This window comes from Burkholderia arboris (assembly GCF_038723655.1).
GTDB classification, from domain to species: domain Bacteria; phylum Pseudomonadota; class Gammaproteobacteria; order Burkholderiales; family Burkholderiaceae; genus Burkholderia; species Burkholderia arboris.
The window spans coordinates 1,083,775-1,108,125 of the sequence record NZ_CP109823.1; the positions used below are offsets into that span (position 1 = coordinate 1,083,775).

Annotated in this window: 24 protein-coding genes and 1 pseudogene; 18 read left to right on the plus strand and 7 right to left on the minus strand. The window is 67.8% G+C overall.

The window, feature by feature from the left end:
• The first annotated feature begins 6 nt into the window (after positions 1-6).
• The 4 genes and pseudogenes from dmpG (OHZ10_RS37380) to OHZ10_RS37395 form a co-directional block, all read left to right on the plus strand.
• Entirely contained in the window at positions 7-1,050 is a 1,044-nt protein-coding gene (gene dmpG / locus OHZ10_RS37380) for a 4-hydroxy-2-oxovalerate aldolase (protein ID WP_059241164.1), read from the plus strand.
• A 92-nt stretch (positions 1,051-1,142) separates the two neighbouring features.
• Positions 1,143-2,189 (plus strand): amidohydrolase family protein, encoded by a 1,047-nt coding sequence (locus OHZ10_RS37385; RefSeq protein WP_059241165.1) that lies wholly within the window; start codon positions 1,143-1,145, stop codon positions 2,187-2,189.
• A gap of 118 nt (positions 2,190-2,307) precedes the next feature.
• On the plus strand, positions 2,308-3,033 hold the full coding sequence (locus tag OHZ10_RS37390) for an OmpW/AlkL family protein (RefSeq protein ID WP_059241166.1): 726 nt from the start codon (positions 2,308-2,310) through the stop codon (positions 3,031-3,033).
• A gap of 39 nt (positions 3,034-3,072) precedes the next feature.
• A pseudogene (locus tag OHZ10_RS37395) lies at positions 3,073-3,683 on the plus strand (alpha/beta hydrolase); the annotation flags it as partial.
• A gap of 145 nt (positions 3,684-3,828) precedes the next feature.
• Here OHZ10_RS37395 and OHZ10_RS37400 read toward each other — a convergent pair.
• The 6 genes from OHZ10_RS37400 to OHZ10_RS37425 all read right to left on the minus strand — a co-directional run bounded on the left by OHZ10_RS37400 (position 3,829) and on the right by OHZ10_RS37425 (position 9,958).
• Entirely contained in the window at positions 3,829-4,155 is a 327-nt protein-coding gene (locus tag OHZ10_RS37400) for a c-type cytochrome (RefSeq protein WP_256087659.1), read from the minus strand.
• 149 nt (positions 4,156-4,304) lie between these two features.
• Positions 4,305-6,113, minus strand: a complete 1,809-nt coding sequence (locus OHZ10_RS37405; protein WP_340625815.1) for a hypothetical protein — start codon at positions 6,111-6,113, stop codon at positions 4,305-4,307.
• Between the two features lie 77 nt (positions 6,114-6,190).
• Positions 6,191-7,231 carry a porin gene (locus tag OHZ10_RS37410; protein WP_059241169.1) on the minus strand — a complete coding sequence of 347 codons (1,041 nt, stop codon included), beginning with the start codon at positions 7,229-7,231 and terminating at the stop codon, positions 6,191-6,193.
• Positions 7,232-7,495: 264 nt separating this feature from the next.
• Positions 7,496-8,518 (minus strand): porin, encoded by a 1,023-nt coding sequence (locus tag OHZ10_RS37415; protein ID WP_342706194.1) that lies wholly within the window; start codon positions 8,516-8,518, stop codon positions 7,496-7,498.
• A gap of 79 nt (positions 8,519-8,597) precedes the next feature.
• Positions 8,598-9,536: a 2-hydroxyacid dehydrogenase gene (locus tag OHZ10_RS37420; RefSeq protein ID WP_059241171.1), complete on the minus strand. Its 939-nt coding sequence runs from the start codon at positions 9,534-9,536 to the stop codon at positions 8,598-8,600.
• Entirely contained in the window at positions 9,533-9,958 is a 426-nt protein-coding gene (locus tag OHZ10_RS37425; RefSeq protein ID WP_059241172.1) for a VOC family protein, read from the minus strand. The genes OHZ10_RS37420 and OHZ10_RS37425 overlap by 4 nt, the downstream gene beginning before the upstream one ends.
• Before the next feature lie 207 nt (positions 9,959-10,165).
• Between OHZ10_RS37425 and OHZ10_RS37430 the strand changes: the two genes are divergently transcribed.
• Together OHZ10_RS37430 and OHZ10_RS37435 are read left to right on the plus strand one after the other, a co-directional pair.
• Positions 10,166-11,116 carry an alpha/beta hydrolase gene (locus OHZ10_RS37430; RefSeq protein ID WP_059241173.1) on the plus strand — a complete coding sequence of 317 codons (951 nt, stop codon included), beginning with the start codon at positions 10,166-10,168 and terminating at the stop codon, positions 11,114-11,116.
• A gap of 38 nt (positions 11,117-11,154) precedes the next feature.
• Complete coding sequence (locus OHZ10_RS37435) at positions 11,155-12,078, plus strand: dihydrodipicolinate synthase family protein (protein ID WP_174993590.1); 924 nt, start codon at positions 11,155-11,157, stop codon at positions 12,076-12,078.
• A 38-nt stretch (positions 12,079-12,116) separates the two neighbouring features.
• Here OHZ10_RS37435 and OHZ10_RS37440 read toward each other — a convergent pair whose 3' ends face one another.
• On the minus strand, positions 12,117-12,776 hold the full coding sequence (locus tag OHZ10_RS37440; protein WP_059242390.1) for a GntR family transcriptional regulator: 660 nt from the start codon (positions 12,774-12,776) through the stop codon (positions 12,117-12,119).
• A 272-nt stretch (positions 12,777-13,048) separates the two neighbouring features.
• Between OHZ10_RS37440 and OHZ10_RS37445 the strand changes: the two genes are divergently transcribed.
• The 12 genes from OHZ10_RS37445 (at position 13,049) to OHZ10_RS37500 (ending at position 24,317) form a co-directional block, all read left to right on the plus strand.
• On the plus strand, positions 13,049-13,969 hold the full coding sequence (locus OHZ10_RS37445; protein WP_059241175.1) for a fumarylacetoacetate hydrolase family protein: 921 nt from the start codon (positions 13,049-13,051) through the stop codon (positions 13,967-13,969).
• Positions 13,970-14,022: 53 nt separating this feature from the next.
• Positions 14,023-15,021, plus strand: coding sequence for an ABC transporter substrate-binding protein (locus OHZ10_RS37450; RefSeq protein WP_174993588.1), 999 nt, complete (start codon positions 14,023-14,025; stop codon positions 15,019-15,021).
• 87 nt (positions 15,022-15,108) lie between these two features.
• Positions 15,109-15,726, plus strand: a complete 618-nt coding sequence (locus OHZ10_RS37455; protein ID WP_059241177.1) for a VOC family protein — start codon at positions 15,109-15,111, stop codon at positions 15,724-15,726.
• Positions 15,723-16,466 (plus strand): ABC transporter permease, encoded by a 744-nt coding sequence (locus OHZ10_RS37460; RefSeq protein ID WP_059241178.1) that lies wholly within the window; start codon positions 15,723-15,725, stop codon positions 16,464-16,466. Before OHZ10_RS37455 ends, OHZ10_RS37460 begins: the two co-directional genes overlap by 4 nt.
• Entirely contained in the window at positions 16,466-17,320 is an 855-nt protein-coding gene (locus OHZ10_RS37465) for an ABC transporter ATP-binding protein (RefSeq protein WP_059241179.1), read from the plus strand. Before OHZ10_RS37460 ends, OHZ10_RS37465 begins: the two co-directional genes overlap by 1 nt.
• 406 nt (positions 17,321-17,726) lie before the next feature.
• Positions 17,727-18,692 carry a LysR substrate-binding domain-containing protein gene (locus OHZ10_RS37470; RefSeq protein WP_059241180.1) on the plus strand — a complete coding sequence of 322 codons (966 nt, stop codon included), beginning with the start codon at positions 17,727-17,729 and terminating at the stop codon, positions 18,690-18,692.
• Positions 18,693-18,830: 138 nt separating this feature from the next.
• Positions 18,831-20,321 carry a 2-hydroxymuconic semialdehyde dehydrogenase gene (locus tag OHZ10_RS37475; RefSeq protein WP_340625820.1) on the plus strand — a complete coding sequence of 497 codons (1,491 nt, stop codon included), beginning with the start codon at positions 18,831-18,833 and terminating at the stop codon, positions 20,319-20,321.
• Positions 20,318-21,136 carry a 2-keto-4-pentenoate hydratase gene (locus tag OHZ10_RS37480; protein WP_059241182.1) on the plus strand — a complete coding sequence of 273 codons (819 nt, stop codon included), beginning with the start codon at positions 20,318-20,320 and terminating at the stop codon, positions 21,134-21,136. The genes OHZ10_RS37475 and OHZ10_RS37480 overlap by 4 nt, the downstream gene beginning before the upstream one ends.
• Complete coding sequence (locus OHZ10_RS37485; protein WP_059241183.1) at positions 21,133-22,077, plus strand: acetaldehyde dehydrogenase (acetylating); 945 nt, start codon at positions 21,133-21,135, stop codon at positions 22,075-22,077. The genes OHZ10_RS37480 and OHZ10_RS37485 overlap by 4 nt, the downstream gene beginning before the upstream one ends.
• A 13-nt stretch (positions 22,078-22,090) precedes the next feature.
• Positions 22,091-23,119, plus strand: coding sequence for a 4-hydroxy-2-oxovalerate aldolase (dmpG, locus tag OHZ10_RS37490; protein WP_340625823.1), 1,029 nt, complete (start codon positions 22,091-22,093; stop codon positions 23,117-23,119).
• Positions 23,116-23,889, plus strand: coding sequence for a 2-keto-4-pentenoate hydratase (locus OHZ10_RS37495; protein ID WP_342706195.1), 774 nt, complete (start codon positions 23,116-23,118; stop codon positions 23,887-23,889). The genes dmpG (OHZ10_RS37490) and OHZ10_RS37495 overlap by 4 nt, the downstream gene beginning before the upstream one ends.
• Positions 23,886-24,317 carry a RidA family protein gene (locus OHZ10_RS37500; protein WP_059241186.1) on the plus strand — a complete coding sequence of 144 codons (432 nt, stop codon included), beginning with the start codon at positions 23,886-23,888 and terminating at the stop codon, positions 24,315-24,317. Before OHZ10_RS37495 ends, OHZ10_RS37500 begins: the two co-directional genes overlap by 4 nt.
• The last annotated feature ends 34 nt before the right edge of the window (positions 24,318-24,351 follow it).

Consider the following 24,351-nt stretch of genomic DNA (forward strand, 5'->3'; position numbering starts at 1 on the left):
TGCCCGATGGACAAGAAGCTCTATATCTCCGACGTGACGTTGCGCGACGGCAGTCATGCCATCCGTCACCAGTACAGCCTCGCGCACGTGACAGAGATCGCCGCCGCACTCGACGCAGCCGGGGTCGATTCGATCGAGGTCGCGCATGGCGACGGACTGCAAGGCAGCAGCTTCAACTACGGATTCGGCGCGCATACGGACGTCGAGTGGATCGAGGCCGTGGCGAGTGTCGTCACGCGCGCGAAGGTCGCGACGCTGCTGCTGCCCGGGATCGGCACCATCCATGATCTGAGGGCCGCATACGACGCGGGTGCGCGGATCGTACGCGTCGCGACCCACTGTAGCGAAGCCGATATTGCCCGCCAGCACATCGAGTACGCACGGGAACTCGGGATGGACGCAGTGGGCTTCCTGATGATGAGCCACATGCAGACGCCTCGAGGATTGGCGGAGCAGGCAAGGTTGATGGAGGGTTACGGCGCCACCTGCTGCTACGTGGTGGATTCGGGCGGCGCGATGAACATGAACGACGTCCGCGACCGGATGCGGGCATTCAAGGACACGCTGAAGCCGGAAACACAGACGGGGATCCATGCGCATCACAACCTGAGCCTGGGTGTTGCGAATTCGATCGTCGCGGTTGAAGAGGGCTGCGACCGGATCGACGCCAGTCTTGCCGGCATGGGAGCAGGCGCCGGCAACGCGCCGCTCGAAGTGTTCGTCGCGGCGGCCGATCGCCTCGGCTGGCGGCATGGTACCGATCTCTACCGCCTGATGGACGCCGCCGACGACATCGTGCGCCCGCTCCAGGATCGCCCGGTGCGGGTCGACCGCGAGACACTCGCGTTGGGTTACGCCGGCGTGTATTCGAGCTTCCTGCGTCACGCGGAACAGGCCGCAGCGAAGTATGGGCTCAAGACCATGGACATTCTCGTGGAGCTGGGACGGCGCGGCATGGTTGGCGGACAGGAGGACATGATCGTCGACGTCGCCCTCGACCTCCTGAGCGCACCTGGAACGGTACACCGCGCGTCAGCGGCCTCGATCTAGGGACGCGGTGTTCATTCGGCCTGACGAAGCGATCTGGATACTCAAATTTAGTTCGGACTATATATTATTTTCAATTCAAACTGGAGAATAGGGTGAGCCGTATCGACGTTCATCATCACTTTGTTCCACCCGTATATCGAGCCGCCATGTCCCGGCGTGGCCTGACAAAGGTTGCGGGTGCCGATCTTCCCGTCTGGACCGAAAATGAATCGCTCGCGGTGATGGATGCTCATGCCATTCGAGTCGCGTTGCTGTCAATCTCGGCGCCAGGCGTGTATTTCGGCAATCTCGATGAAGCGTGTGCGCTGGCGCGAGGATGCAACGAGTACGCCGCTGAACTGCGTCAGCGATACCCCGATCGTTTCGGATCGTTCGCGGTATTGCCCATGCCGTTTACCGATCACGCGTGCAAGGAGGCGATTCATGCACTGGATGTGCTTGGCGCAGACGGTATCGTCCTGTTAGGAAGTACCGAGGGGCGCTTTCTGGGCTCGCCGGAATTCGACGAACTGATGGCCGAGCTGAACAGGCGCCAGGCGGTTGTATTCGTGCATCCGAACCTGCATCGGTCAAGCGAGGAGCTCGGGTTGATCGCACCGGGCTTTCTGATCGAGTTCCTGTGCGACACGACGCGTGCCGCGCTGAACCTCGTCCTGACCGGCACGATGGAGCGCTACCCCAATATCCGCTGGATTCTGGCGCATGCGGGCGGCTTCGTTCCGTATGTCGCGTGGCGCCTGTCGCTCGCCAATCTTCTTCCCGAGTTCGTATCCAGCATGCCGGCCGGCATGCTGACCTATATCCGGAGATTCCACTTTGACACTGCGCTCTCTCCGGCCGACTTTCCTCAAGCGGCGCTGCGCGAATTGGTCGATCCGTCCCAGGTGCTGTTCGGCAGCGATTTCCCGTTCGCGCCTGCACCGGTGACGGCGATGCAATGCAACACGCTGGAGCATTCGAATGTTTGGGATGCCAACGCGCGCGCGGCGATCGAATCCGGTAATGCTCAGCGGCTGTTTCCCCGCCTGGGGGGCTTACCCGTGGGCGCGCCCTCGAATCGTGCCGATCCGCTGACGTCCCTGAAGCGGGCTGCCGCTGTCACGAGCGTGCGCTTGATCAACAAACTCAGAAATCGTTGACCGACGTTCCGATTTGTTGCGCGGTGGAATGTTCGGGAACGGGCGGGCTCCCCGCCGGTTCCCGAATGACGAATCCTGCACCGCTGGAAAACCCTTTATAACAACCTCTGGAGGCCATATGAAGCATACGAGCGCGGCAATTCTGTTGTCGATATCCGTCATTTCTTCCGTGCACGCGCAATCTGCAGGACAACTCATGATCAATGCGGGCTGGTTGCACATGGCGCCTCAGGATTCCAGCGAGCCGCTGACGGTCAATGCCCTCGGCCGATCGAACACGATGGCCGGAAGCGGAGCGACCATCTCGGATGCCGATACGGTTGCGCTCACGGCGACCTACTTCGTGACCGACCATATTGCCGTGGAGACGATCGCGGGCGTGCCACCGAAACTCCATCTCACCGGCACGGGGACGCTTGCGGGACTCGGGGAGTTGGGAACGGCGCGAGCCTGGAGCCCCGCGATAATCGCGCAGTACCATTTCGGCGCGCCGTCGGCACGTTTGCGGCCGTATGTCGGTGCGGGGATCTCGTATGTCTGGTTCAACAGCATTGACCTGAGCAATCCGGTTGCGTCCGGCAAGTTCCTCTACTCGCCATCCGTTGGCGCGCGCCTCGAAGGGCCTACTTCGGTCTCGCTGAGCAAGTCCTTTGCCCCGATTCTCAACGCAGGCCTCACCTACAATATGGATACTCACTGGTCCATCGGCGCTTCGTTTGCGTACGCGTGGTTGTCCACGAAGGCGACCCTCACGACGCGCGCGCCGGTCGGGACCGTCACGAGCACGACACGGCTGAAGATCAATCCGATCATGACCTTTGTGTCGCTGGGCTATCGCTTCTGATCGGACGCGGCACAAGCGCCGGGTATCCGCGTCCCGTTCATTTCGTCGCCGGAAGCGCATTACCCGGTCGCGATCAACCAGGCCTATGCGGCGACGAAATGGGTGGCTGCGCACGGCGCCGAGATCGGTGTCGACGGCAGCCGCCTCGCGGTGGTCGGCAACAGTGTCGGCGGGAACATGACGGCCGTGGTCGCGCTGATGGCGAAGGACAAGGGCGGCCCCGCGATCCGCTTCCAGGGCCTGATGTGGCCGGTCACGGACCACGACTTCAACACGGGCTCGTACAACGCGTACCCGCAGGGCCACTTCCTGACGCGGCCGATGATGAAGTGGTTCTGGGACGCCTATACGAAGAACGAAGCGCAACGCAACGAGATCTACGCGTCGCCGCTACGCGCGAGCATCGCGCAGTTGAAGGGCCTGCCGCCCGCGCTGATCCAGGTCGCGCAGTTCGATGTGTTGCGTGACGAAGGCGAAGCGTACGGCCGCAAGCTCGACGCGGCCGGCGTGGACGCGACGACCACGCGCTACGACGGCACGATCCACGATTTCGGCTTGCTGAACGCGCTGGCCGACGATGCGCCGACGATGCGCCGACGAAGGCCGCGACGAAGGCGATGGCGAATGAAATCGCGACGCGGCTGAAGTAACGCGACGGGTTCGCATGCGTGCCGCAAGTGTGGCGGTGCGCGCGCGAACGATGCGGAGGCGGGCGTGCGCCCGCCTTTTTTCACATGCAGCCGGCACGCGGGATCGAACGTGTCGACCCGCGCGTCGCATGCTTGCGGTCGTCCGCTACTTCCCGTCCCGGTTCAGCGACATGATCCACGTCGCGAACCGCGCGGCATCGTCGGCCGAGATCGCGTTGGGCGGCATCGTCGCGCTGCCCCATTTGCCGGTACTGCCTTCGAGCATGCTTTTGCGAAGTTTCGCGAGCGCATCGGAGTCGTTGCGGTAGTGCGCGGCGATCGCGCGGAACGGCGGCCCGACTTTCGTCGTATCGAGCGTGTGGCATGCGCGGCAGGTCTGCTCGCTGGCCGATGTCGCGGCGCGGCCGGGCGGTGCCGCCGTGGCGAGCAGGAGCGCACACGACAGCGGCGCGGCGAGGGATCTGAACATCATCGGGAAAGCGTCCTTGAACTTGATGAACCCGCCGGTCGCCGGCGGGGATCGAAACGAAGCGATGCAACGCGCGCCGCACCGCATATGGCCGCGGCCGTGGCACACGAAGCGGCCGGACGGTCACCCGCCCGGCGGCGTCACGGCGCAACTCAACGCGGCGGCCACGGCTTCGCCGGCTTGCCGAGCACGGGCTCGCCGAGCAGCGGCGTCGACAGCGCATACGCACCGTTCTCCGTGAAGGCCCAGATGATGTTGCGGTCGTATTCGGTGTAGATCGCGAACACCCCCTTGCCGAGCGTATAGGACGGCAGTTCCTTCTCGTCCGCGAGCGCCGGGACAAAGTAGCCGGCAATCGTCGGCTTCGCCGGGTTCTTCACGTCGTAGATCTGCACGCCCGCGTTGTAGAACGAATACGGGACGATGCCTTGCCGCCAGGTGCCGGGCTGGCCGATCGCGTTGGCACGCTTCGGCCCGAAGTTGCCGCCGCGCTGGCAGAAGCTCGTGAACGGCGCGCCGGCCGGCACTTCCGGCACCGGCAGCTTGGCCGCGACCTTCAGGTGCGACGGGTCGCGCGCATCGACGACGAAGATGTCCTTGTACGGCTCGTAGCAGTCGCGGTTCATCGGATAGCCGTTCGTGAGCACGTAGCCGGTACGTGCGTACTGGCTCACGTCCGCGTTGTCGAATTCGGTGCCCGCAAAGCTCGGCGGCGTGTTCACGTTGCCGAGGATCGTCGGCTTCGCCGGGTTGCTCAGGTCGAACGCGTAGAAACCGAGGCCGCCCATCGCGCCGAAGCCGATCTTGCCGCCGTTCTCCAGCGGCTTCGGCAGGAAGATCGGGTTGCGCGAGCCCATCCACGACGTCCGGTTGCCGGCGCGCGGATTCATCAGGTACGCCTGCTCGTGTTCGTCGTTGCCGAGGATCTGGCCGGGCACCGCGATCTGCGACACGAACACGGGGTTCGCCGGATCCGACATGTCCCATACCTGGTAACCCGGCGAGTACAGATAGTTCGGATACTCGGTCAGCGCATAGCTGTCGTCCGGCGCGGCCGCCACGATCATGTACTTGCCGCCGTAGTACTCGGGTGCGTCGAGCGAGCCGGAACCCTGTTGCTGGCCGATCGGCGCGTCGGGGTGGCGGTAGTCGGTCGTGCGCGTCGCGATCAGCTTCCACTGGCTCGGCAGCGGGCCATCCATCTCGTACACGCGGAAGCCCTTCAGCGAGTTGTAGCGGCGCTGCGCGGCGACCTTGTCGGGCTGGTCGATCTTCTCGGTCATCAGCCCGTAGCGGCCGATCTCGAACGACGCGACGAGCACCGGCTTGCCGAGCTTGCGGCTCCACGCGACCGTCGCGCCGCCGAGGTAGTCGTGCACGTTGTTCGGATCGAAATGCTCGCTCGAGCCCTTCGGCCCCCACACGCCGCCCTTCGAGAACACGACCTTGCCGTGCGCGGGATCGGTCACGTCCATGATGCGCAGGTAGTCGCGGTCGTGGATGTACAGGTAGCGTTTGCCGTCGAAGTCGACGATGTTGTTCCATGCGTGAAAGGGCGAATCGACGCCCGGGTAGAACGCGAGCACCTTCACGTTCTTCGCATAGTGCTTGTTGTCCCACGTCGAAAGCTCGCCGGGGAAGCGCTGCCCCTGGTGGACTTCGGGCGCCGCCTTCGGCCACACGAACTGGCCGGTGGCCGGGTCCATCCCGTAGTCGACGCCGGGCTTCAGCGGCACCGGCCGGCGCTCGGGCGTGAGGCGCAGCCAGCCGGCGAGATACGGATCGGCGACGGCCGGCGTGCCGGGCGTACCGGGCGCAGCAACGCTCGCGCTCGCGGTGGCCGGTGCGTCCGCCGCGGGCTGCGCGGCGCTGGCGAGTGCCGATGCCGCGATCAGGATCGATGCGGCCGCCGGGCCGATGAGCCGGGCCTGAGGAATACGTCTGTTGCGTGGTCGAAGCATGAATGTCTCCTGGTCATGATTGTTGCGTGGCGTCGCGAACAGCAGGCAGGCCGGTCGCGACGCGCGGATCCGGAAAATCAGAACGCGTGACGGATCCCGATCTGGAACCCGGACGGGTTCTGGCCGCCGTCCGGATATACCTGGAACGTGACCGGATACGCGACGGGCACGCGATGCTGGCTCTTCACGTGCGCGGCGGTCACGTACAGGTCGGTGCGCTTCGACAGCCCGTAGATGTAGCCGATCACGCCGCCGGTCGCGCTCGAGATGCTCGTGTTGTTGTCGTCGTGGCGATGGACGACGCTCAGGTACACGCGGTTGATGCCGTCGATGTTCCAGCGCGCGCCGATCTGCGCGTCCCAGCCCTGCGAGTTGAATGCGACATACGGCGGATACGCGTAATAGCCGTTGTACGTGTGGTAGATCACGGTCGGCTCGAACCCGCCGAAGCGGTACACGGCCGAGAAGTAGTTGTCGCGCGACGAATGGATCTGCGACGAACGGAAGATGTCGCGCGTGTATTGCAGCTCGCTGACCGCACCGAGGAACAGCGGCCCGTTGCGATACTCGATGCCGGTACTGAAGAAGCGCCCGGCGCGCGTGCCGTCGCCGAGCCCGGTCGTGATCATCACGCGCCCGGTGAAGCCGTGGAAGGCCGGCGTCTTGTACTGCAGAGAATTGTCGACGCGATAGGTCGCGTAGAAGAACTGCATGTCGTTGACCATGCTGAAGTCGGCCGCCCACGTCGGGTCCGCATAGCCGGCCAGCCAGTACGACGGCGTGAACTGGCGACCCATCGTCAGCTCGCCCCAGTTGCCCTTGAGGCCGACGAACGACTGCCGGAACTGCGTCGACTGCACGCCCGTGTTCGCTGAAAACATCGGCTCGATCGTGAAGACGGCCTTGTTGCCGCCGCCGAGCTCCTCGACGCCGCTCAGGTTGAAGCGCGAATTGTTCAGACCGCCGCTCGACATCCGCGTGATGTTGCCGCCCGGGCCCGACGAAATCAGGTGCTCGATGTTCAGGTCCATGTAACCCGACAGCCAGATGCGCGACTGCGCATGCGCACCGGCGCAGGCGAGCAGCATGACACTGGACGCGATCAGCTTCTTTTTCATTCGGTCTCCAAATAGTCGTCGTTGTTTTCCGGGGCGAAGCGGCTTGCGCCGGACGGGCATCGTGCGAGGCGATCCCGCGGGCGGCGGCCGGTTCGCATGACGCGAGCGGGACGCGGGCCGTGCCGGTTCATGAATCGCGTTTGTGTATACATGAACTGAGAAAAATTATACGCACGGACGTTGTTGAATCCGAAGCACTTCTTTTTTATACAAAACAGCGGTTTGGTTATAGCGGGTAGACCCGGATACGCGATGCGCGCGGCATCAGAACAGGTGCCGGATGCCGAGCGCCCAGGTCGCGGCGGCGCCGCTGCCGCCGAGGCGGTCGTACACGGCGAGCGCATAGACGTCGGTGCGCCGCGACAGCGTGTAGTCGAGCCCGGCCGCGCCGGTGTTGCGCGATACGGCCGTCCGTAACGCGGTGCGGCGCGTGTATGCCCATTCGGCGAGTGCGGCCAGCCGCGACGTGACGGGCACCGACAGGCCGGCCTCGAACGTGTGCGAACCCGTGTCGGTTGCAGACGTCCGCGTGCCCTGTAGCGCGCCGTACAGCGTGATGCGCGGGAATGCGTACGCGAAACCGGCGAGGTACGCGTTCTGCGTCGGCGCGGCCGCGCCCGCGACGATCCGCGTGCGCTGTGCGGTCGCGACGGCCGTGAGCGGGCCGCTCGCATAGCGCAGCGACAGGCCCGCGTTGGCCGCGCCGCTGGCACCCGCGAGCCCGCCGGGCGCGAAGACGGCGCTCGCGGTCAGCCCGCCGGCGGTCGGGCTCGTGTACTGGATCGCGTTGTTCCAGACCGTGTCGCCTGCGATCGCGCCGCCGTATGATGCGACGAAGGTCTGCATCACCAGCGGCGAAAACAGGATCGAAGCGCGAAACGGATTGACGGCCTGTTCGGCGAGATAGAGCAGGTTGGTCTGCCGCCCCAGCGTCACGGTGCCGAACGGGCCCTCGATGCCCGCATACGCGTTGCGCCCCCAGTACGGGTCGGCCGACGTGCGGCCGATGCCGCCGTTGACGGGCTGGAAGAAGCTTTCGAGCACGGCGAGCGCGCGGTAGCCGCCGCCGAGATCCTCGGCCACGCGCAGCCCCCAGTAGGGTGCGGTGAGCCCGGGGCTCTGCATCGCGATCGCGGCCGGCGGGCCGCCGCTGCGCTTTGCGCTGGCGACGTCGAGCCCGATCAGGCCGTACAGCGTCGCGGACGATTGCGCGTGGGAGGAACGGCCGGCCAGCAGGCCGGCGGCCGCGCAGTACAGCGCGGCGAGGCACAACGATCGGACCTTCATGGTGGCGATCTCCGGGGCGGCGCGCGGGGCGCGCGGGGCGTGCGGCGAGCGAAACGGCGCGGGTACGCGCCGCTCGCGCCTACGCGGCGCGTACCGCGAATTCGACGGGCAGGCGGGAGAAGTGCTGCGCGAGACTCGCGAGCAGCGCGTCGCGCTGGGCGAGCCATGCGGCGGGCGAGCGGCCCGCGACATGCGGCGTGACGAGTACGTCGGGATGGTCGAACAGCGCGGCCGGCACGTCGGGTTCGTGCTCGAGGACGTCGAGCCCGGCGCCCGCGAGCTCGCCCGCGTCGAGTGCGTCGAGCAGCGCGGCCGTGTCGAGCACCGAGCCGCGCGCGACGTTGACGACGTAGCCGTAGGGCCCGAGCGCGAGCAGCACCGCGCGATCCACCAGGTGCCGGGTGGCCGGGCCGCCGTGGCACGCGATCACGAGAAAGTCGCTGTCGGCCGCGAGCTGCACGAGGTCGGCGTAGTAACGGCCGGGCGCGTCGTCGTGCGGGCCGCGCGCGTGATAGCCGAGCGTCATGTCGAAGCCCTGCGCGCGCGCGGCGATCAGCCGGCCGATGCGGCCCATCCCGATCACGCCGAGCGCGGCGCCGGTGAGCGTGGGCCGGGCGGCGCGCGACGCGTGCCAGCGGCCGGCCCGCACCGCGCCGGTGAGCGGCGCGTAGCCGCGCGCGAGCGCGAGCAGCATGCCGAGCGCGTGGTCGGCGACGGTCGCCGCATTGGCGCCGGGTGCATGCGTGACGACGATGCCGCGCCGCGCGGCGGCCGCGACGTCGACGTTCTCGTAGCCGGCGCCGAATGCGCAGACGATTTCGAGCGCGGGCAGGCGCGCCATGCGCGCGTCGTCGAGCCCGCAGGTGCCGTTGGTCACGACCGCGCGGATCGCGCCGGCGTCGGCCAGGTCGGCCGGCATCCCGTCCGGGTGGTAATGCACCACGTAGTCGCGCCGCAGCGCATCGAGCGTCGTGTCCGGCAACGGCACCAGCGCGAGCACCGCCAGCCGCGCGGTCACGGTTGCGTGCCCGCTGCACCGGCCGGCACGACTTCCTTCACCGCGCCTTTCCAGCCGTTCGACGTGATGTCGAACACGGTGCCGTCGGGCATCCGGTATTTCACTTCATAGAACACGTTCGGGTCCTGCTCGTGCCGGCCGGTCAGGTAGGTGCCGCCGGCCGCGACGACGCGCTCGGCCGTCGCGTCGACGTTGTCCACCCACATCCCGAAGTGGATCACGCCGCGCACGTCCTTCAGCCCCGCATAACCGGGCACCGTCTCGTCCTTGAAATTCAGCAGCGCGACGTTGATCGTGCCGTCCGTCATGTAGATCCCGCGCATCGCGTTGCCCGCGCGACGCATGCCGAATGCGCGCTCGAAGAATTGCGCGGCCGCTTCCGGGTCGTCGACCGAAAGCGCGATGTGGCGAAGCTTGTCCATGGGTGTCCTTGAAGAATGTCGGCGTGCGACGGATGAATGCATGGGCGTGACTGTCGCGCAAAAATGCCTCGATTCTCATTGGGTATACTACGTAGTGATTGTGTATACACAAAACTAGATTTATATACCAGAATGGTCCCCGTCGCCGTTCGAACGGCGGAACACCGGCACGCGCCGGCCGCTAGCCGTCATGCAGGGAGGCAGGGGATGCACGCTTGGCAGGAACCGCTGGGTAATCTGTCGGAAGCGCTGAGGGCGCGCTTCGCGGAGATCGGCGCCGTCTGGGCGCAGGACATCGATGCGCACCGCGACTGGGTGATCGACACGTACACGCCGCTCGTCGCCGCGCGCGCGGCGACGGATCTCGGCTGCGAGATCGAGCGCGACATTCCGTACGGGCCCGATGCGCGCCAGCGTCTCGACGTGTTCGTGCAGCACGCGACCCTCCAGGGTGCGCCGGCCGACGTCGTGCTGTTCGTGCACGGCGGCGCGTTCGTGCGCGGCCGCAAGAGCATCAACGGGTTGATCTACGACAACGTGCCGCGCTGGTTCGCGCGTCACGGCCATGTCGCGGTCAACGTCGAATACCGGCTGGCGCCCGACGCGCCGTATCCGGCCGGCGCGCAGGACATCGCGGCGGCGCTCGACTGGACCCGCGCGCATATCGCGTCCTACGGCGGCCACCCGGGGCGGATTTTCATCGTCGGGCATTCGGCGGGCGGCGCGCATGTCGCGACGTATCTCGGCGATCCGCTGCTCGATGCGCGGCGCGGCGAACGCGTCGCGGGCGCGGTGCTGATCAGCGCGCGGCTCGCGGCCGACACGCTGCCCGACAACCCGAACGCGGCCGGCGTGCGTGCGTATTTCGGCGACGATCCGTCGCGCCATGCCGCGCGCTCGCCGCTCGCCCATGCGGCGCGCATCGACGCGCCGCTGATGATCGTCGTCGCCGAATACGAGAACCCTTACCTCGACGCGTACGGCGCGGCGTTCTTCGAGCGCGTCGCGAGCGCGCGGCAGCGCGAACGCCGTCCGGGGCGCGCGCCGCGTTTCATGCAGATGCCGCGCCACAACCATACGTCGGTGGTCGCCCATTTCGATTCGGGCGAAACGCTGCTGGGCGACGCGATGCTGGATTTCTTCAGCGCATGCGCATGACTGCCCGCCGATCGGCTCATCCAACCGGAGACTCCCGCATGTCCGCCTTTGCCGCGCCGCGCGTGTTCGCGCCCGTCCTCACGCCGTTTCGCGCCGACCTGTCGATCGACGCGCCGCGCTTCGTCGCGTTCTGCCGCTGGCTCGTCGGGCAGGGCGCGGGCCTCGCACCGTTCGGCACGAACAGCGAGGCGAACTCGTTGAGCGTTGCGGAGCGCTGCACGCTGCTCGACGAGATCGCGGCCGCCGACATCGATCCCGCGCAAGTGCTGCCCGGCACGGGCGCGTGCGCGCTGCCGGACGCGATCGCGCTGACGCGCCATGCGGTGGCGACCGGCTGCGCGGGCGTGCTGATGCTGCCGCCGTTCTTCTACCAGGGCGTGAGCGATGAAGGCTTGTTCGCCTACTACGCGGGCGTGATCGACGCGGTCGGCTCGGAGCGGCTGCGCGTGCTGCTGTATCACATCCCGCAGCTGACGGGCGTGCCGATCACGCACACGCTGATCGAGCGGCTGGTCGCCGCGTATCCGCGCACGGTGGTCGGCATCAAGGACAGTTCGGGCGACTGGGCGAACACGGTGACGATGCTCGAACGCTTTCCGGGTTTCGCGGTGTTCCCGGCGTCGGAGGCGCTGCTCGGCCGCGCGCTGCCGCTCGGCGCGGCCGGCTGCATCTCGGCGACTGCGAACCTGCAGCCGCACGCGATCGCGCAACTGCTTGCGGCGCCGACGGCCGTCGCACGCGCGACGTGGGAAGGGCGCGTGTCGACCGTGCGCACCGCGCTGCAATCGCCGTCGATGATTCCCGCGTTGAAGGCCGTGGTCGCGCATTTCACGCGGCACGGCGACTGGGCGCGCGTGCGCGCGCCGCTTGCGTCGCATGCAGCGGCCGATACGCGCGCGCTGCTCGCGCAGCTCGACGCGCTCGGCTTCACGATGCCGTCGATCGACGAGGCGCGCGCATGACGCGGCTCAACGCGCCGCGCGGCCGCGCCGGCTTGCCGTCAGATCGATTCGCGCTCGTTGCGCTGGCGCTTGAGCCGGCCGAGCACGACGATCGACAGGCGCGCGGTGTGGTCGCGCATCGCGTTGTACGCGCGTTCGGGCTCGGCGGCGAGGATCGCGTCGACGATCTCGCGGTGCTCGTCGGTGGCCGCCTCGAAGCGCTTCGGCGACGCGGGCTGGGCCGCGCGAAAGCCCGCGAGACGCTGCCGCTGCACCGCGATGATCGACGCGAGCGACTTGCTTTGCGCGCCCTTGCAGATCAGTTCGTGGAATTCGCGGTTGAGCTGGAAGTAGTCGGCCTCGTCGCCGCGCGCGATCGCCTCGTTCATCTCGATCTGCAGCTCCTCGAGCTGCTTCTTCTCGACGACGCTCATCCGCTGCGCGCTGAGCCGGCAGCACAGCGCCTCGAGTTCGCACATCGCTTCGAGCATGTCGGCGAGTTCGTCGAGGCTGAACTGCGCGACGACCACGCCCTTGCGCGGCGTCAGCTCGACCATCCCGCGCGCGGCCAGCTCGCGCAGCGCTTCGCGAATCGGCGTGCGCGACGCGTTGAACCGCTCGGCAAGCGCGATTTCCTCGAGCTTCTGGCCCGGTTCGAGCGTGCCGTCGATGATCTCGTCGAACAGCAGGCGATAGATCTTGGAAGAGAGCGTGGTCATCGTGTCGTGTGTGGTGTGGACATCGCCGTCGGCAGCCCCTGCCGGCCGGAACCCGCGCGGGACGCCTCGGCCGTCGGGCCGGCCCATTATGCGCCCGCCGCCGGAGCCGCTCAATTTGCGGCGCGCGGCGCCGGACCGGACCCGCCGCGCAGTGTACGCGGAATTCGTTTCCGACCCGATAGGAGTATACGAGAAATATCAAATGAATACACGAGTGATCTATTGTATACGCGTCACTCGTCCCCTCCTGACGACGACAAAAGAGGACAACCGTGATCTGGTTCGGTATCGCAACGTATGAACTGAATGGCCGCGTCGCGGCGGGGCTCGCGATGGAAGGCGCGCTGTACGACGCGCAGGCCGTGCTGCAGCGGGCGGGCGGAGGCGACGCGCCGCTCGACGTCGACACGCTGGTCGCGAACTGGCCGCTGCGCGGCGCGCAGACCGTCGCGCGCCTCGAGGCGGCCGCGCGCGAGATCGCCGCCGGCCGGCTCGACGCGCAGCCGCTGGCAGGCTACCGGCTGCACGTGCCGTATGCGCCGCGGCGGATTTTCGCGGCTGCGTCGAACTACTACGAGCATGCGCGCGAGATGGGCACCGAGCTTGCCCCGCGCGAGGAAAGCTCGCCGTACATGTTCATGAAGGCCGAGACGAGCGTGGTGCCGACGCTCGCCGACGTCGTGATGCCGCCGCAGGCCGAGCGCGTCGACTGGGAGGTCGAGCTGGCCGTCGTGATCGGCCGGCCGGGCCGCCACATCGCGCTGGAAGACGCGTTCGACTACGTCGCGGGCTACACGATCCTGAACGACGTGAGCGCACGCGACCTGAATCGCCGCACCGACTATCCGTTCAAGCACGACTGGTTTCGCGGCAAGAGTTTCGATACCTTCGGTCCGCTCGGGCCCTGGCTCGTGCCGCGCGCGTGCATCGCCGAACCGCAGAACCTGCGGATGCGGCTGGCCGTGAACGGCGAAACGATGCAGGACGGCAATACCGGCGAGATGATCTTCAGTATTGCGGAGCAGATCCATTACCTGTCGTCGATCCTGACGCTGCAGCCCGGCGACCTGATCGCGACCGGCACGCCGACGGGCGTCGGCATGGGGCGTGGCATCTATCTGCAGCCGGGCGACGTGATGGTCGCATCGATCGACGGCATCGGCTCGATCGAAAACCCGCTGGTGCGCGGGTAAGCCGCGCGTGCCGCGCCGGCCCGGCCCCGAACTCGACAAGACAGGAGGAGGACATGTTTGAGCGCATCCAAGCGCTGGCGCGCGGCGCGGTGCTGGCCGCGGGCCTGTGGGCCGCGGCCCCGGCCGCGCAGGCGGCCGACGCGGTACGCGTCAATCTCGCGTGGCTGCCGCAGGGCAGCACCGGCGGGATCCTGGTCGCGCAGGCGAAGGGCTTCTACCAGGACGCCGGCCTCGCCGTGACGGTGCAGCGCGGCTACGGCGGCCAGCGGACCGTCAATGAAGTCGACGAAGGGCTGTTCGAGTTTGGCTACGGCGACCCGGTCAGCGTGATCCTGAATCGCGCGCACGGCGGCCATGCGGTGCTGGTCGGCGCGATCAACACGCGCTGGCCGGGCGCGATGTGCTATCTCGAGCGGCCCGGCTTCAAGCCTTCGTCGCTGAAGGATCTCGCGGGGCTGTCGCTCGGCGGCGGCAATGCGTCGGCGGTGCAGAACATCGTCCCGGCGTGGCTGAAGCAGAACGGGATGGCGCCCGACGCGATCCGCCTCGTGCGGCTCGATCCGGCCGTGATCAATACCGCGCTGCTGCAGAAGCGCATCGACCTGTCGGAATGCTGGGAAGGCGCGAGCCTGCCGGTGCAGGCCGCGTTCGCGCGGCGCGCGGGGCAGACGCTTGGCAAGGTCACGTATCGCGACCTCGGCCTCGACATGACCGGCAGCGGGATCGTGACGACCGATGCGTACGTCGCGCAGCATCCGGACATCGTGAAGCGCTTCGTCGATGCGACGTATCGCGGCTACGCGCTGATGCGCGACCGGCCGCAGGACGCGGTCGACGCGATCGTGTCGCGCAATCCGCTGCTCGACCGCACGATCCTGCGCGAGCAGATCGACGAGACCAATGCGTTGATCGCCGACGACGCGGCCGGCCACCGGCTCGGCTGGCTGCGGCCCGAGCGCATCGACACGACGCTCGGTTTCGTGTCGCGTGCGTTCGCGCTCGGCGCGAAGGTCAAGGCCGGCAGTCTCTATACCAATCGTTTCGTCGAGTAACGCGATCGGGATCGCGGTGGCGGCAGCGCGCCGCTGCCGGCGGTCCAACCCGGCCTGCGCGGCGCGCGGGCACACAGGAGAACGGTAATGAACAGCTTGCGTCCCAGGCGGCTCGGACACATGGTGCTGATGGTGCGGGATATCCATCGGTCTGCGAAGTTCTATACGGAAGTGATGGGCCTGAAGGTGTCCGACTGGATCGGCGACCAGATGGTGTTCCTGCGCGCGGGCACCGATCACCACGATCTCGCGCTCGCGCAGCTGCCGAAGGATTCGCCCGATTTCGACGACCTGCCGCGCTATTCGCGCCCGGGCCTCGAACACTTCTCGTACCTGGTCGACAGCGTCGAGGAGATGGAGCGCTCGGTGAAGGTGCTGCAGTCGCATGGCGTCGAGATCGTGCGCGGGATCGGGCGGCACGGGCCCGGCAACAACCTGTTCCTGGTGTTCAAGGATCCGGATGGCAACAACGTCGAGGTCTACTGCGAGATGGAGCAGATCGGCGAACGCGATCCGCGCGAGCCGCAGGTGTGGGAGCGCACGATCGAATCGTTCGACCAGTACCGCTTCGCGCGCTTTGTCGTGCCGCCGCCGCCGCATCTCGTCGCCGAGAAGTCGCGCGGCAACGCGCCGGCCGCATCGGCCGCGCCTGCCGGCGACGATGCGGATGCCTCGCGCGATGCGCCGAAAGGAGGCCCGGCATGAAGCGGCTGATCGAAACGGTCGCGTTCTGGGCGATCGTCGGCCTCGCATGGGAATTCGGCGTGCGCTGGACCGGCACGCGCGAATACGTGCTGCCGTCGTTGTCGTCGGTGCTCGTGGCCGGCTGGGAGATGCGCGCACAACTGCTGGCCGACACGCTGACGACTGCCTGGGAAGTGTTCGCGGGCTTTGCGCTGGCGGTGGCCGGCGGCCTCGCGATCGGGCTGCTCGCCAGCGTGTCGAACCTCGTGCGGCGTACGCTGCTGCCGTTCGTGACCGCGCTGCAGAGCATGCCGAAGATCGCGCTCGCGCCGTTGCTGATCGTCTGGTTCGGCTACGGTTTCGCGTCGAAGCTCGCGGCGGCCGTGCTGTTCGCGTTCTTCCCGATCGTCGTCGCGACGATGGGCGGCCTCGCGGGCGTGCCGCGCCATCTCGACGAGCATTTCCGCGCGCTCGGCGCGTCGGCCGCGCACACGTTCTGGCACCTGCGCCTGCCCGCCGCGCTGCCGGCGCTGATGGATGGCCTGAAGATCGCGATGCCGCTCGCGGTGATCGGCGCGATCGTCGGCGAGTTCATCGGCGCGGAAGCGGGGCTCGGGCATCTGATCGTGTTCGCGACGTCGAATGCGCAAACGCCGCTGTGCTTCGCGGCGATCCTGATGGTGACCGCGCTCGCGATGCTGTTCTACGGCGCGGTCGAGCTGGTTTCGCGTGCAGTCTGGTGGAGAGGAGTCACGGCCTGATGACGATCGTCAATCTCGCGCGCCCGGTGCGGCGCGCTTCCGTTTCCGAAGGCGCGACAGCGGCGCCCGCGCAGGATGGCGCCCGCGCGGATGCGCTGATCGCCGTCGAGCAGGCCGGCAAGCGCTTCGCCGCGCGCGGCGGCGCCGATGCGTTCAGCGCGCTGGAACAGGTATCGATGCGCGTGCAACCGCGCGAGTTCGTGTCGATTCTCGGGCCGAGCGGCTGCGGCAAGAGCACGCTGCTGCGGATGGTCGCGGGGCTCGTGCCGTGCGATGCCGGGTCGATTCGCGTCGGCGGCACGCCGGTGGCCGGCCCGCATCCCGATATCGGCGTCGTGTTCCAGACCAGCAACATGCTGCCGTGGCTGAGCGTCGGCGCGAACATCCGGCTCGGCGCGAAGCTGCGCAACCTGCCGCGTGCGCACGTCGACGCACGGCTGCCGGCGCTGCTCGACACGCTCGGCCTCGCGCAGTTCGTCGACCGCTATCCGCACGAGCTGTCGGGCGGGATGCGGCAGCGTGCGGCGATCGGCCAGATCCTGCTGCTGGAGCCGCGCGTGATGCTGATGGACGAGCCGTTCGGCGCGCTCGACGCACTCACGCGCGACCGGCTCAACGTCGAGCTGCTGCGCATCTGGCAGCAGAGCACGCTGACGGTGCTGCTCGTCACGCACAGCATTCACGAGGCCGTGTTCCTGTCGGATCGTGTACTGGTGATGTCCGCGCGCCCGGGCCGCGTGCTGCACGACGTGAAGATCGACCTGCCGCGGCCGCGCCAGCCGGACGAGATCAAGCGCGACCCGCGTTATGGCGAGTATGTGGCGGAGTTGTCCGCGATGATGGGCGTCTACTGATACAAGGGGGAGGCGCGTGCCGTGCATCTCCCGATGCGCGCCGGACGTAAAGTTGTTAGGGTCTGTTTACCTGTGGAACGCGTGTGCGAAGGCCCGAAATCGCTCGTCCCCCAAAGGAGACTGCCTCCGGGGCGTAGGGCAAGGAGCGAGGCGCGCCGTTTGGCGAGCCGAACAAGCGACGAGTGAAGCCGCCATGCGGGCGATTCCGTGCCTTCCCGTGACCTGGCGTTTTCAATTTCGGGTTGCCGCGAGAGCGGCCGCTCGCCGCGTTGCGCGCCTTGCGAATACGTGAGTATTCGCGGCGTCGCGCGCCTCGCGAGCGGCCGTTCTCGCGGCAACGCATGCGCGTTTCACAGGTAAACAGACCCTAAGTCCGGCCACCCCCTTTTTCGACGACAAAGCAGACATGGACGCGAATCCGCTCAGCGAGATCTCCCTGATCCGCCGGCTCAAGCTGAACCAGTTGATGATTTTCGAGCGTGTGCTGGAAACGCGCTCGGTGGTACGCGCGGCCAACGAGATGCGCCTCACGCAGCCGGCCGTGACGAAAGTGATCCACGAACTCGAATCGTGCTTCGACGGCGCGCTGTTCTCGCGCTCGAACCGCGGCGTGGTGCCGACCGACCTCGGCCTGCTGCTCGGGCGGCGCGTGAAGTCGCTGATGGCCGAGCTGCGCTACATGACCGACGAGCTGAACGATTTCCGGCTCGGCACGAGCGGCCACGTGATCGTCGGCACGCTGATCTCGGCGTCCGCGCGGCTGCTGCCGCGCGCGATCGCGATGCTGAAGGCGCGCACGCCGCACGTGCTGGTGACCGTGCGCGAAGGCACGACCGCGCACCTGTTCCCGGCGCTCGCGACCGGTGACCTCGACATCGTCGTCGGCCGGCTGCCGGAGCGCGAGCTGCCGATCGCGAGCGCGTTCCCGCTCACGCACGAAGCGCTGTTCGACGAATCGATGTGCGCGGTGGTCGGCAACGGCTACGGCCCCGTGCCCGATCCGGCGCCGTCGCTGCGCGAACTGGTCGATGCGCCGTGGATCCTGCCGACGCCCGACTCGCCGTCGCGGCTCGCGGCCGAGCACCTGTTCCGTGCGGCCGGGCTGCCGCTGCCGACCGACATCGTCGAATCGCTGTCGTTGCTCACCAATATCGGGCTGTTGCTCGATACGCCGCGCATCGCGTTGATGCCGCGTGTTGCCGCGCGGCAGTTCGCGCAGGCCGGGCTGTTGCGCGTGCTCGATCTGCCAGAAACGGGCGCGTTCGGCACGGTCGGATTCTCGGTGCGCTCGAACAAGGAGCAGAGCGCCGCGTGCCGCGCGTTCATCGAATGCCTGAAGGAAGCGGTGCAGGAGTGCCCGGAGGGAACCTGAGCGTCGGGCTGGAACCGTTGCGGCGCAAGGCTCGCACGGGTATTCCCGTTTAGCATAGCCAGCGCCGAATGTTTGATTGTCGCTTCTCGCGCGGCTTCCCTAGACTCCTGCTGACAGTCCATACGAGCAGGAGACGTTGTGAATCGAGAAACGACTGACGCCGCGCGCCCGCCGCGGCTGTTGCGACACTACATCGACGGCGCATTCGTCGAGACCGCACGGACCTTCGCGGATACGAGCCCGGTCGACGGCCGCGAAATCGCCCGCGTATGCGAGGCCGACGCCGCGCAGGTCGACGCCGCCGTGCGCGCGGCCCGCGCCGCGCAGGCGGCCGGCTGGCGCGACACGACATCCGTGCAGCGGGCCGACTGGCTGCACCGGATTGCCGACGGCATCCAGGCGCGCTTCGACGATTTCGTCGCGGCCGAAGTGGCCGACACCGGCCGCCCGCTCGCGCAGGCCCGCTCGCTCGACATCGCCCGCGGCATCGCGAACTTCCGCACGTTCGCCGACCTGGTCCGCACGGCCGGCGACGACTGCTTCGAATCGCAGACGGCGGACGGCGCGCAATACCTCAACTACGTGACGCGCAAGCCGCTCGGCGTGGTCGGCATCATCTCGCCGTGGAACCTGCCGCTGCTGCTGTTCACGTGGAAAGTCGCGCCGGCGCTCGCAATGGGTAACTGCGTCGTGGCCAAGCCGTCGGAAGAGACACCGGGCTCCGCGACGTTGCTGGCCGAAGTGATCGACGCGGCCGGCCTGCCGCGCGGCGTGTTCAACCTCGTGCACGGGCACGGGCCGGCTGCCGCTGGCGAATTCCTCACGCGCCACCCCGGCATCGACGCGATCACGTTCACCGGCGAATCGCGCACGGGCAGCGCGATCATGAAGGCCGTTGCCGACGGCGTGAAGGACATCTCGTTCGAACTCGGCGGCAAGAACGCGGCCGTCGTGTTCGCCGATGCCGACTTCGACGCGGCGGTGGACGGCATCGTCAAGTCGAGCTTCACCAACGCCGGGCAGGTGTGCCTGTGCAGCGAGCGCGTGTACGTCGAGCGGCCGATCTTCGAGCGCTTCGTCGCCGCGCTGAAATCGCGCACCGAAGCGCTGCGCGTCGGCGCGCCCGACGATCCTGCGACGACGATGGGGCCGCTGATCTCGCGCGGCCATCGCGACAAGGTGCTGTCGTATTTCCGGCTGGCCGTCGACGAAGGCGCGACGGTCGTCACGGGCGGCGGCGTGCCGGCGTTCGGCGACGCACGCGACGACGGCGCGTTCGTGCAGCCGACGATCTGGACCGGGCTGCCCGACACCGCGCGTTGCGTGACGGAGGAGATTTTCGGGCCGGTGTGTCACGTCGCGCCGTTCGACAGCGAGGACGAAGTGATCGGCCGCGTGAACGACAGCGCGTACGGTCTGGCCGCGAGCGTGTGGACGACGCACCTGGCACGCGGCCACCGCGTCGCGAAGCAGATCGAGACCGGCATCGTGTGGCTGAATGCCTGGTTCGTGCGCGACCTGCGCACGCCGTTCGGCGGCACCAAGCTGTCGGGCATCGGCCGCGAGGGCGGTCGCCACTCGCTCGATTTCTACTCCGAAACCACCAACGTCTGCGTGAGGGTTGCATGAGCGAATTCGACCGGAATGCGGTGCAGGCGATTGCCGACACGTTGCGGGCGGCCGAGCGCGACGGCGTGCCGTGCGCGCCGGTACGCGACGCGATCGCGGCGCTCGGCGGCGATGCGCTCGACGCCGCGTATGCGGTGCAACGCGCGAACACCGCACGCAAGTGCGCAGCGGGGCGCCGGCTCGTCGGCCGAAAGATCGGCCTGACGTCGGCGGCCGTGCAGAAGCAGCTCGGCGTCGGTCAGCCCGACTTCGGGATGCTGTTCGATGACATGGCGGTGGCCGACGGCGAGGAGATCGCGCTGGCGCGCACGCAGCAGCCGAAGGTCGAGGCCGAGATCGCGCTGGTGCTCGAACGCGACCTGCCGCACGAACGGCACACGATGGCCGACCTGATCGGCGCGACCGCGTATGCGCTGCCAGCGATCGAGATCGTCGGCAGCCGGATCGCGAACTGGGACATCCGCCTGACCGACACGGTCGCGGACAACGCGTCGAGCGGCCTGTTCGTGCTCGGCAGCCGGCCGGTGACGCTCGGCGCGTTCGATGCGATCCAGTGCGGGATGGCGATGGAGCGGCGCGGCGAGCCGGTGAGCGTCGGCGCGGGCGCCGCGTGCCTCGGCAATCCGCTGCATGCGGCGCTGTGGCTCGCGAACACGATGGCGCGTGCCGGTGCGCCGCTGCAGGCCGGCGACATCGTGCTGACGGGCGCGCTCGGGCCGATGGTCGGCGTGCAGCCGGGCGACGTGTTCACCGCGCGGATCGAAGGACTCGGCAGCGTGAGCGCGTATTTCTCCACCCAACCGGAGCGTGAATGATGAAAGACCTCGACAAGCTCGCCGTGGCCATCATCGGCTCCGGCAATATCGGCACCGACCTGATGATCAAGGTGCTGCGTAATTCGAAGCATCTGGAAATGGCCGCGATGGTCGGCATCGATGCGGCCTCCGACGGCCTCGCGCGCGCCGCGCGGCTCGGTGTGGCGACCACCGCCGGCGGAATCGACGGCCTCGTCGCGATGCCCGGATTCGCGAACGTGCGGATCGCGTTCGACGCGACGTCGGCCGGCGCGCATGCGCGCCACGCCGACGTGCTCGGCCGTCACGGCGTACAGGTGATCGACCTGACGCCGGCCGCGATCGGCCCGTTCGTCGTGCCCGTCGTCAACCTGTTCGAACATCTCGACGCGCCGAACCTGAACATGGTGACCTGCGGCGGCCAGGCGACGATCCCGATCGTGCATGCGGTGTCGCGCGTCGCGCCCGTGCATTACGCGGAGATCGTCGCGTCGATCTCGAGCCGCTCGGCCGGCCCCGGCACGCGCGCGAACATCGACGAGTTCACCGAAACGACGTCGAAGGCGATCGAGACGGTCGGCGGCGCCGCGCGCGGCAAGGCGATCATCGTGCTGAACCCGGCCGAGCCGCCGCTGATGATGCGCGACACCGTGTACTGCCTGACCGACGAACACGCCGATACGGCCGCGATCGAGCGTTCGATCCGCACGATGGTCGATGCGGTCGCGAGCTACGTGCCCGGCTACCGGCTCAAGCAGGCCGTCCAGTTCGACCGCTACACGGTCGCGCAGCCGCTCGCGTTCGACGCGGGCGAGCGCCGCGCGGGGCTGAAGGTCAGCGTGTTCCTCGAAGTCGAAGGCGCCGCGCATTACCTGCCGTCGTATGCGGGGAACCTGGACATCATGACGTCGGCCGCGCTTGCCGCCGCCGAACAGATCGCGGCCAGCCGCGTCGCAGCCTGACGGGAGATCGGCGATGACCGACCACACGAAAAAAATCTATCTGTCCGACGTGACGCTGCGTGACGGCATGCATGCGATCCGTCATCGGTATTCGCTCGACAGCGCTGTCACGATCGCACGCGCGCTCGACGACGCGGGCGTCGACAGCATCGAGGTCGCGCACGGCGACGGGCTGTCCGGATCGAGCTTCAACTACGGGTTCGGCGCGCATACCGACCTGCAGTGGATCGAGGCGGTGGCCGGCACGGTCAAGCGTGCCCGAGTCGCGACGCTGCTGCTGCCGGGCATCGGCACCGTACACGACCTGCGTGCCGCGTACGACGCCGGCGCGCGCATCGTGCGGATCGCGACGCACTGCACGGAAGCCGACATCTCGAAGCAGCACATCGCGTATGCACGCGAACTCGGGATGGACACCGTCGGCTTCCTGATGATGTCGCACATGACGTCGCCCGACGCGCTCGCGCAACAGGCGAAGCAGATGGAACGCTACGGCGCGCAGTGCGTGTACGTGGTCGATTCCGGCGGCGCGCTCGGCATGCGCGACGTGGCGGCGCGCTTCGATGCGCTCAAGGCCGTGCTCGACCCGGCCACGCAGACGGGCATGCACGCGCACCACAACCTGTCGCTCGGCGTCGCGAATTCGATCGTCGCGCTCGAACACGGTTGCGACCGTATCGATGCGTCGTTGACCGGGATGGGCGCGGGCGCCGGCAACGCACCGCTCGAAGTGTTCGTCGCGGCGGTCGACCGGCTCGGGCTGAATCACGGTTGCGACGTGAAGCAACTGATCGACGCGGCGGAAGACATCGTGCGGCCGCTGCAGGAGCGCCCGGTGCGGGTCGACCGCGAGACGCTCGCACTCGGCTATGCGGGCGTGTATTCGAGCTTCCTGCGCCACACGGAAGCGGCGGCCGCGAAATACGGGCTGTCCGCGTTCGACATCATGGTCGAGCTCGGCCGGCGGCGCATGGTCGGCGGGCAGGAGGACATGATCGTCGACGTCGCGCTCGACATGCTGAAGGCACGGGAGGCCGCATGACCGATCTCGACAGGCTGGCGGCCCGTGTCGACGACGCCGCGCGCCACGTGGAGGCGATCGCGCAACTGACGGCCGGCGCCGCGTTCTCGCTCGACGAGGCATACGTGATCCAGCGCGCGTCGATCGAACGCCGCATCGATCGCGGCGAGACGATGGTCGGCGTGAAGCTCGGCTTCACGAGCCGCGCGAAGATGATCCAGATGGGCGTCGACAGCCTGATCTGGGGCTGGCTCACCGACACGATGCTGGAAGAAGACGGCGGGCACGTCGCGCTCGATCGCTTCATCCATCCGCGCGTGGAGCCGGAAGTGTGCTTCCTCACGCGCCGCGACATCGACCGCCCGCTGACGCTGCTGGAAACGGCCGGCTACCTGGAAGCCGTCGCGCCCGCGATGGAGATCATCGATTCGCGCTACCGCGACTTCCGCTTCACGCTGGAGGACGTGGTGGCCGACAACTGCTCGTCGGCGGGCCTGACGCTCGGCCCGTGGAGTACGCGTTTCGACGGGCTGCGCAACGCAGGCGTCGTGATGCGGATCGACGGCCGCGTGGTCCAGACCGGCTCGACCGCCGCGATCCTCGGCGATCCGCTGCGCTCGGTCGTGCAGGCGTCGCGGCTGATCGCGGCGAGCGGGCTCGTGCTGCCGGCCGGCTCGCTGATCATGGCCGGCGCCGCGACGGCCGCCGACGCATTACCTGCCGGCGCGCACGTGCACTGCACAGTGCACGGGCTCGGCAGCACCGAATTCACCACCACTCGACCATCATGAGCCAAGACCATTCGATCCAGGGCCGCGTCGTGCCCGGCAAGGCCACGCCGCGCGGCCGCTTCCCGCACATCACGCGCGCCGGCGACTTCCTGTTCGTGTCGGGCACGAGTTCGCGGCGGCCCGACAACACGATCGCCGGCGCGTCGGCCGATGCGCTCGGCACCGTGCAGCTCGACATCCGCGAGCAGACCCGCACGGTGATCGAGAACATCCGCGACATCCTGCGCAGCGAAGGCGCCGACCTGTCGTCGCTCGTCGAGATCTCGTCGTTTCTCGTGAACATGAACGATTTCGGCGGCTATAACGCAGTGTACGGCGAGTATTTCGACGAGACCGGCCCGACGCGCACGACGGTCGCGGTGCACCAGCTGCCGCATCCGCATCTGCTGATCGAGATGAAGGCGATCGCGTACGCGCCGAAGCGATGACACGCATGGCGGGTTGGCGTGTTGCGTCACCCGC

What these genes read in the sequence shown, in the direction of transcription:
- dmpG (WP_059241164.1), top strand. Translation starts at nt 7, where the DNA reads ATGGACAAGAAGCTCTATATCTCCGACGTGACGTTGCGCGACGGCAGT.
- OHZ10_RS37390 (WP_059241166.1), top strand. Translation starts at nt 2,308, where the DNA reads ATGAAGCATACGAGCGCGGCAATTCTGTTGTCGATATCCGTCATTTCT.
- OHZ10_RS37400 (WP_256087659.1), bottom strand. Translation starts at nt 4,155, where the DNA reads ATGATGTTCAGATCCCTCGCCGCGCCGCTGTCGTGTGCGCTCCTGCTC.
- OHZ10_RS37405 (WP_340625815.1), bottom strand. Translation starts at nt 6,113, where the DNA reads ATGCTTCGACCACGCAACAGACGTATTCCTCAGGCCCGGCTCATCGGC.
- OHZ10_RS37410 (WP_059241169.1), bottom strand. Translation starts at nt 7,231, where the DNA reads ATGAAAAAGAAGCTGATCGCGTCCAGTGTCATGCTGCTCGCCTGCGCC.
- OHZ10_RS37415 (WP_342706194.1), bottom strand. Translation starts at nt 8,518, where the DNA reads ATGAAGGTCCGATCGTTGTGCCTCGCCGCGCTGTACTGCGCGGCCGCC.
- OHZ10_RS37425 (WP_059241172.1), bottom strand. Translation starts at nt 9,958, where the DNA reads ATGGACAAGCTTCGCCACATCGCGCTTTCGGTCGACGACCCGGAAGCG.
- OHZ10_RS37430 (WP_059241173.1), top strand. Translation starts at nt 10,166, where the DNA reads ATGCACGCTTGGCAGGAACCGCTGGGTAATCTGTCGGAAGCGCTGAGG.
- OHZ10_RS37435 (WP_174993590.1), top strand. Translation starts at nt 11,155, where the DNA reads ATGTCCGCCTTTGCCGCGCCGCGCGTGTTCGCGCCCGTCCTCACGCCG.
- OHZ10_RS37440 (WP_059242390.1), bottom strand. Translation starts at nt 12,776, where the DNA reads ATGACCACGCTCTCTTCCAAGATCTATCGCCTGCTGTTCGACGAGATC.
- OHZ10_RS37450 (WP_174993588.1), top strand. Translation starts at nt 14,023, where the DNA reads ATGTTTGAGCGCATCCAAGCGCTGGCGCGCGGCGCGGTGCTGGCCGCG.
- OHZ10_RS37455 (WP_059241177.1), top strand. Translation starts at nt 15,109, where the DNA reads ATGAACAGCTTGCGTCCCAGGCGGCTCGGACACATGGTGCTGATGGTG.
- OHZ10_RS37460 (WP_059241178.1), top strand. Translation starts at nt 15,723, where the DNA reads ATGAAGCGGCTGATCGAAACGGTCGCGTTCTGGGCGATCGTCGGCCTC.
- OHZ10_RS37465 (WP_059241179.1), top strand. Translation starts at nt 16,466, where the DNA reads ATGACGATCGTCAATCTCGCGCGCCCGGTGCGGCGCGCTTCCGTTTCC.
- OHZ10_RS37470 (WP_059241180.1), top strand. Translation starts at nt 17,727, where the DNA reads ATGGACGCGAATCCGCTCAGCGAGATCTCCCTGATCCGCCGGCTCAAG.
- OHZ10_RS37480 (WP_059241182.1), top strand. Translation starts at nt 20,318, where the DNA reads ATGAGCGAATTCGACCGGAATGCGGTGCAGGCGATTGCCGACACGTTG.
- OHZ10_RS37485 (WP_059241183.1), top strand. Translation starts at nt 21,133, where the DNA reads ATGATGAAAGACCTCGACAAGCTCGCCGTGGCCATCATCGGCTCCGGC.
- dmpG (WP_340625823.1), top strand. Translation starts at nt 22,091, where the DNA reads ATGACCGACCACACGAAAAAAATCTATCTGTCCGACGTGACGCTGCGT.
- OHZ10_RS37495 (WP_342706195.1), top strand. Translation starts at nt 23,116, where the DNA reads ATGACCGATCTCGACAGGCTGGCGGCCCGTGTCGACGACGCCGCGCGC.
- OHZ10_RS37500 (WP_059241186.1), top strand. Translation starts at nt 23,886, where the DNA reads ATGAGCCAAGACCATTCGATCCAGGGCCGCGTCGTGCCCGGCAAGGCC.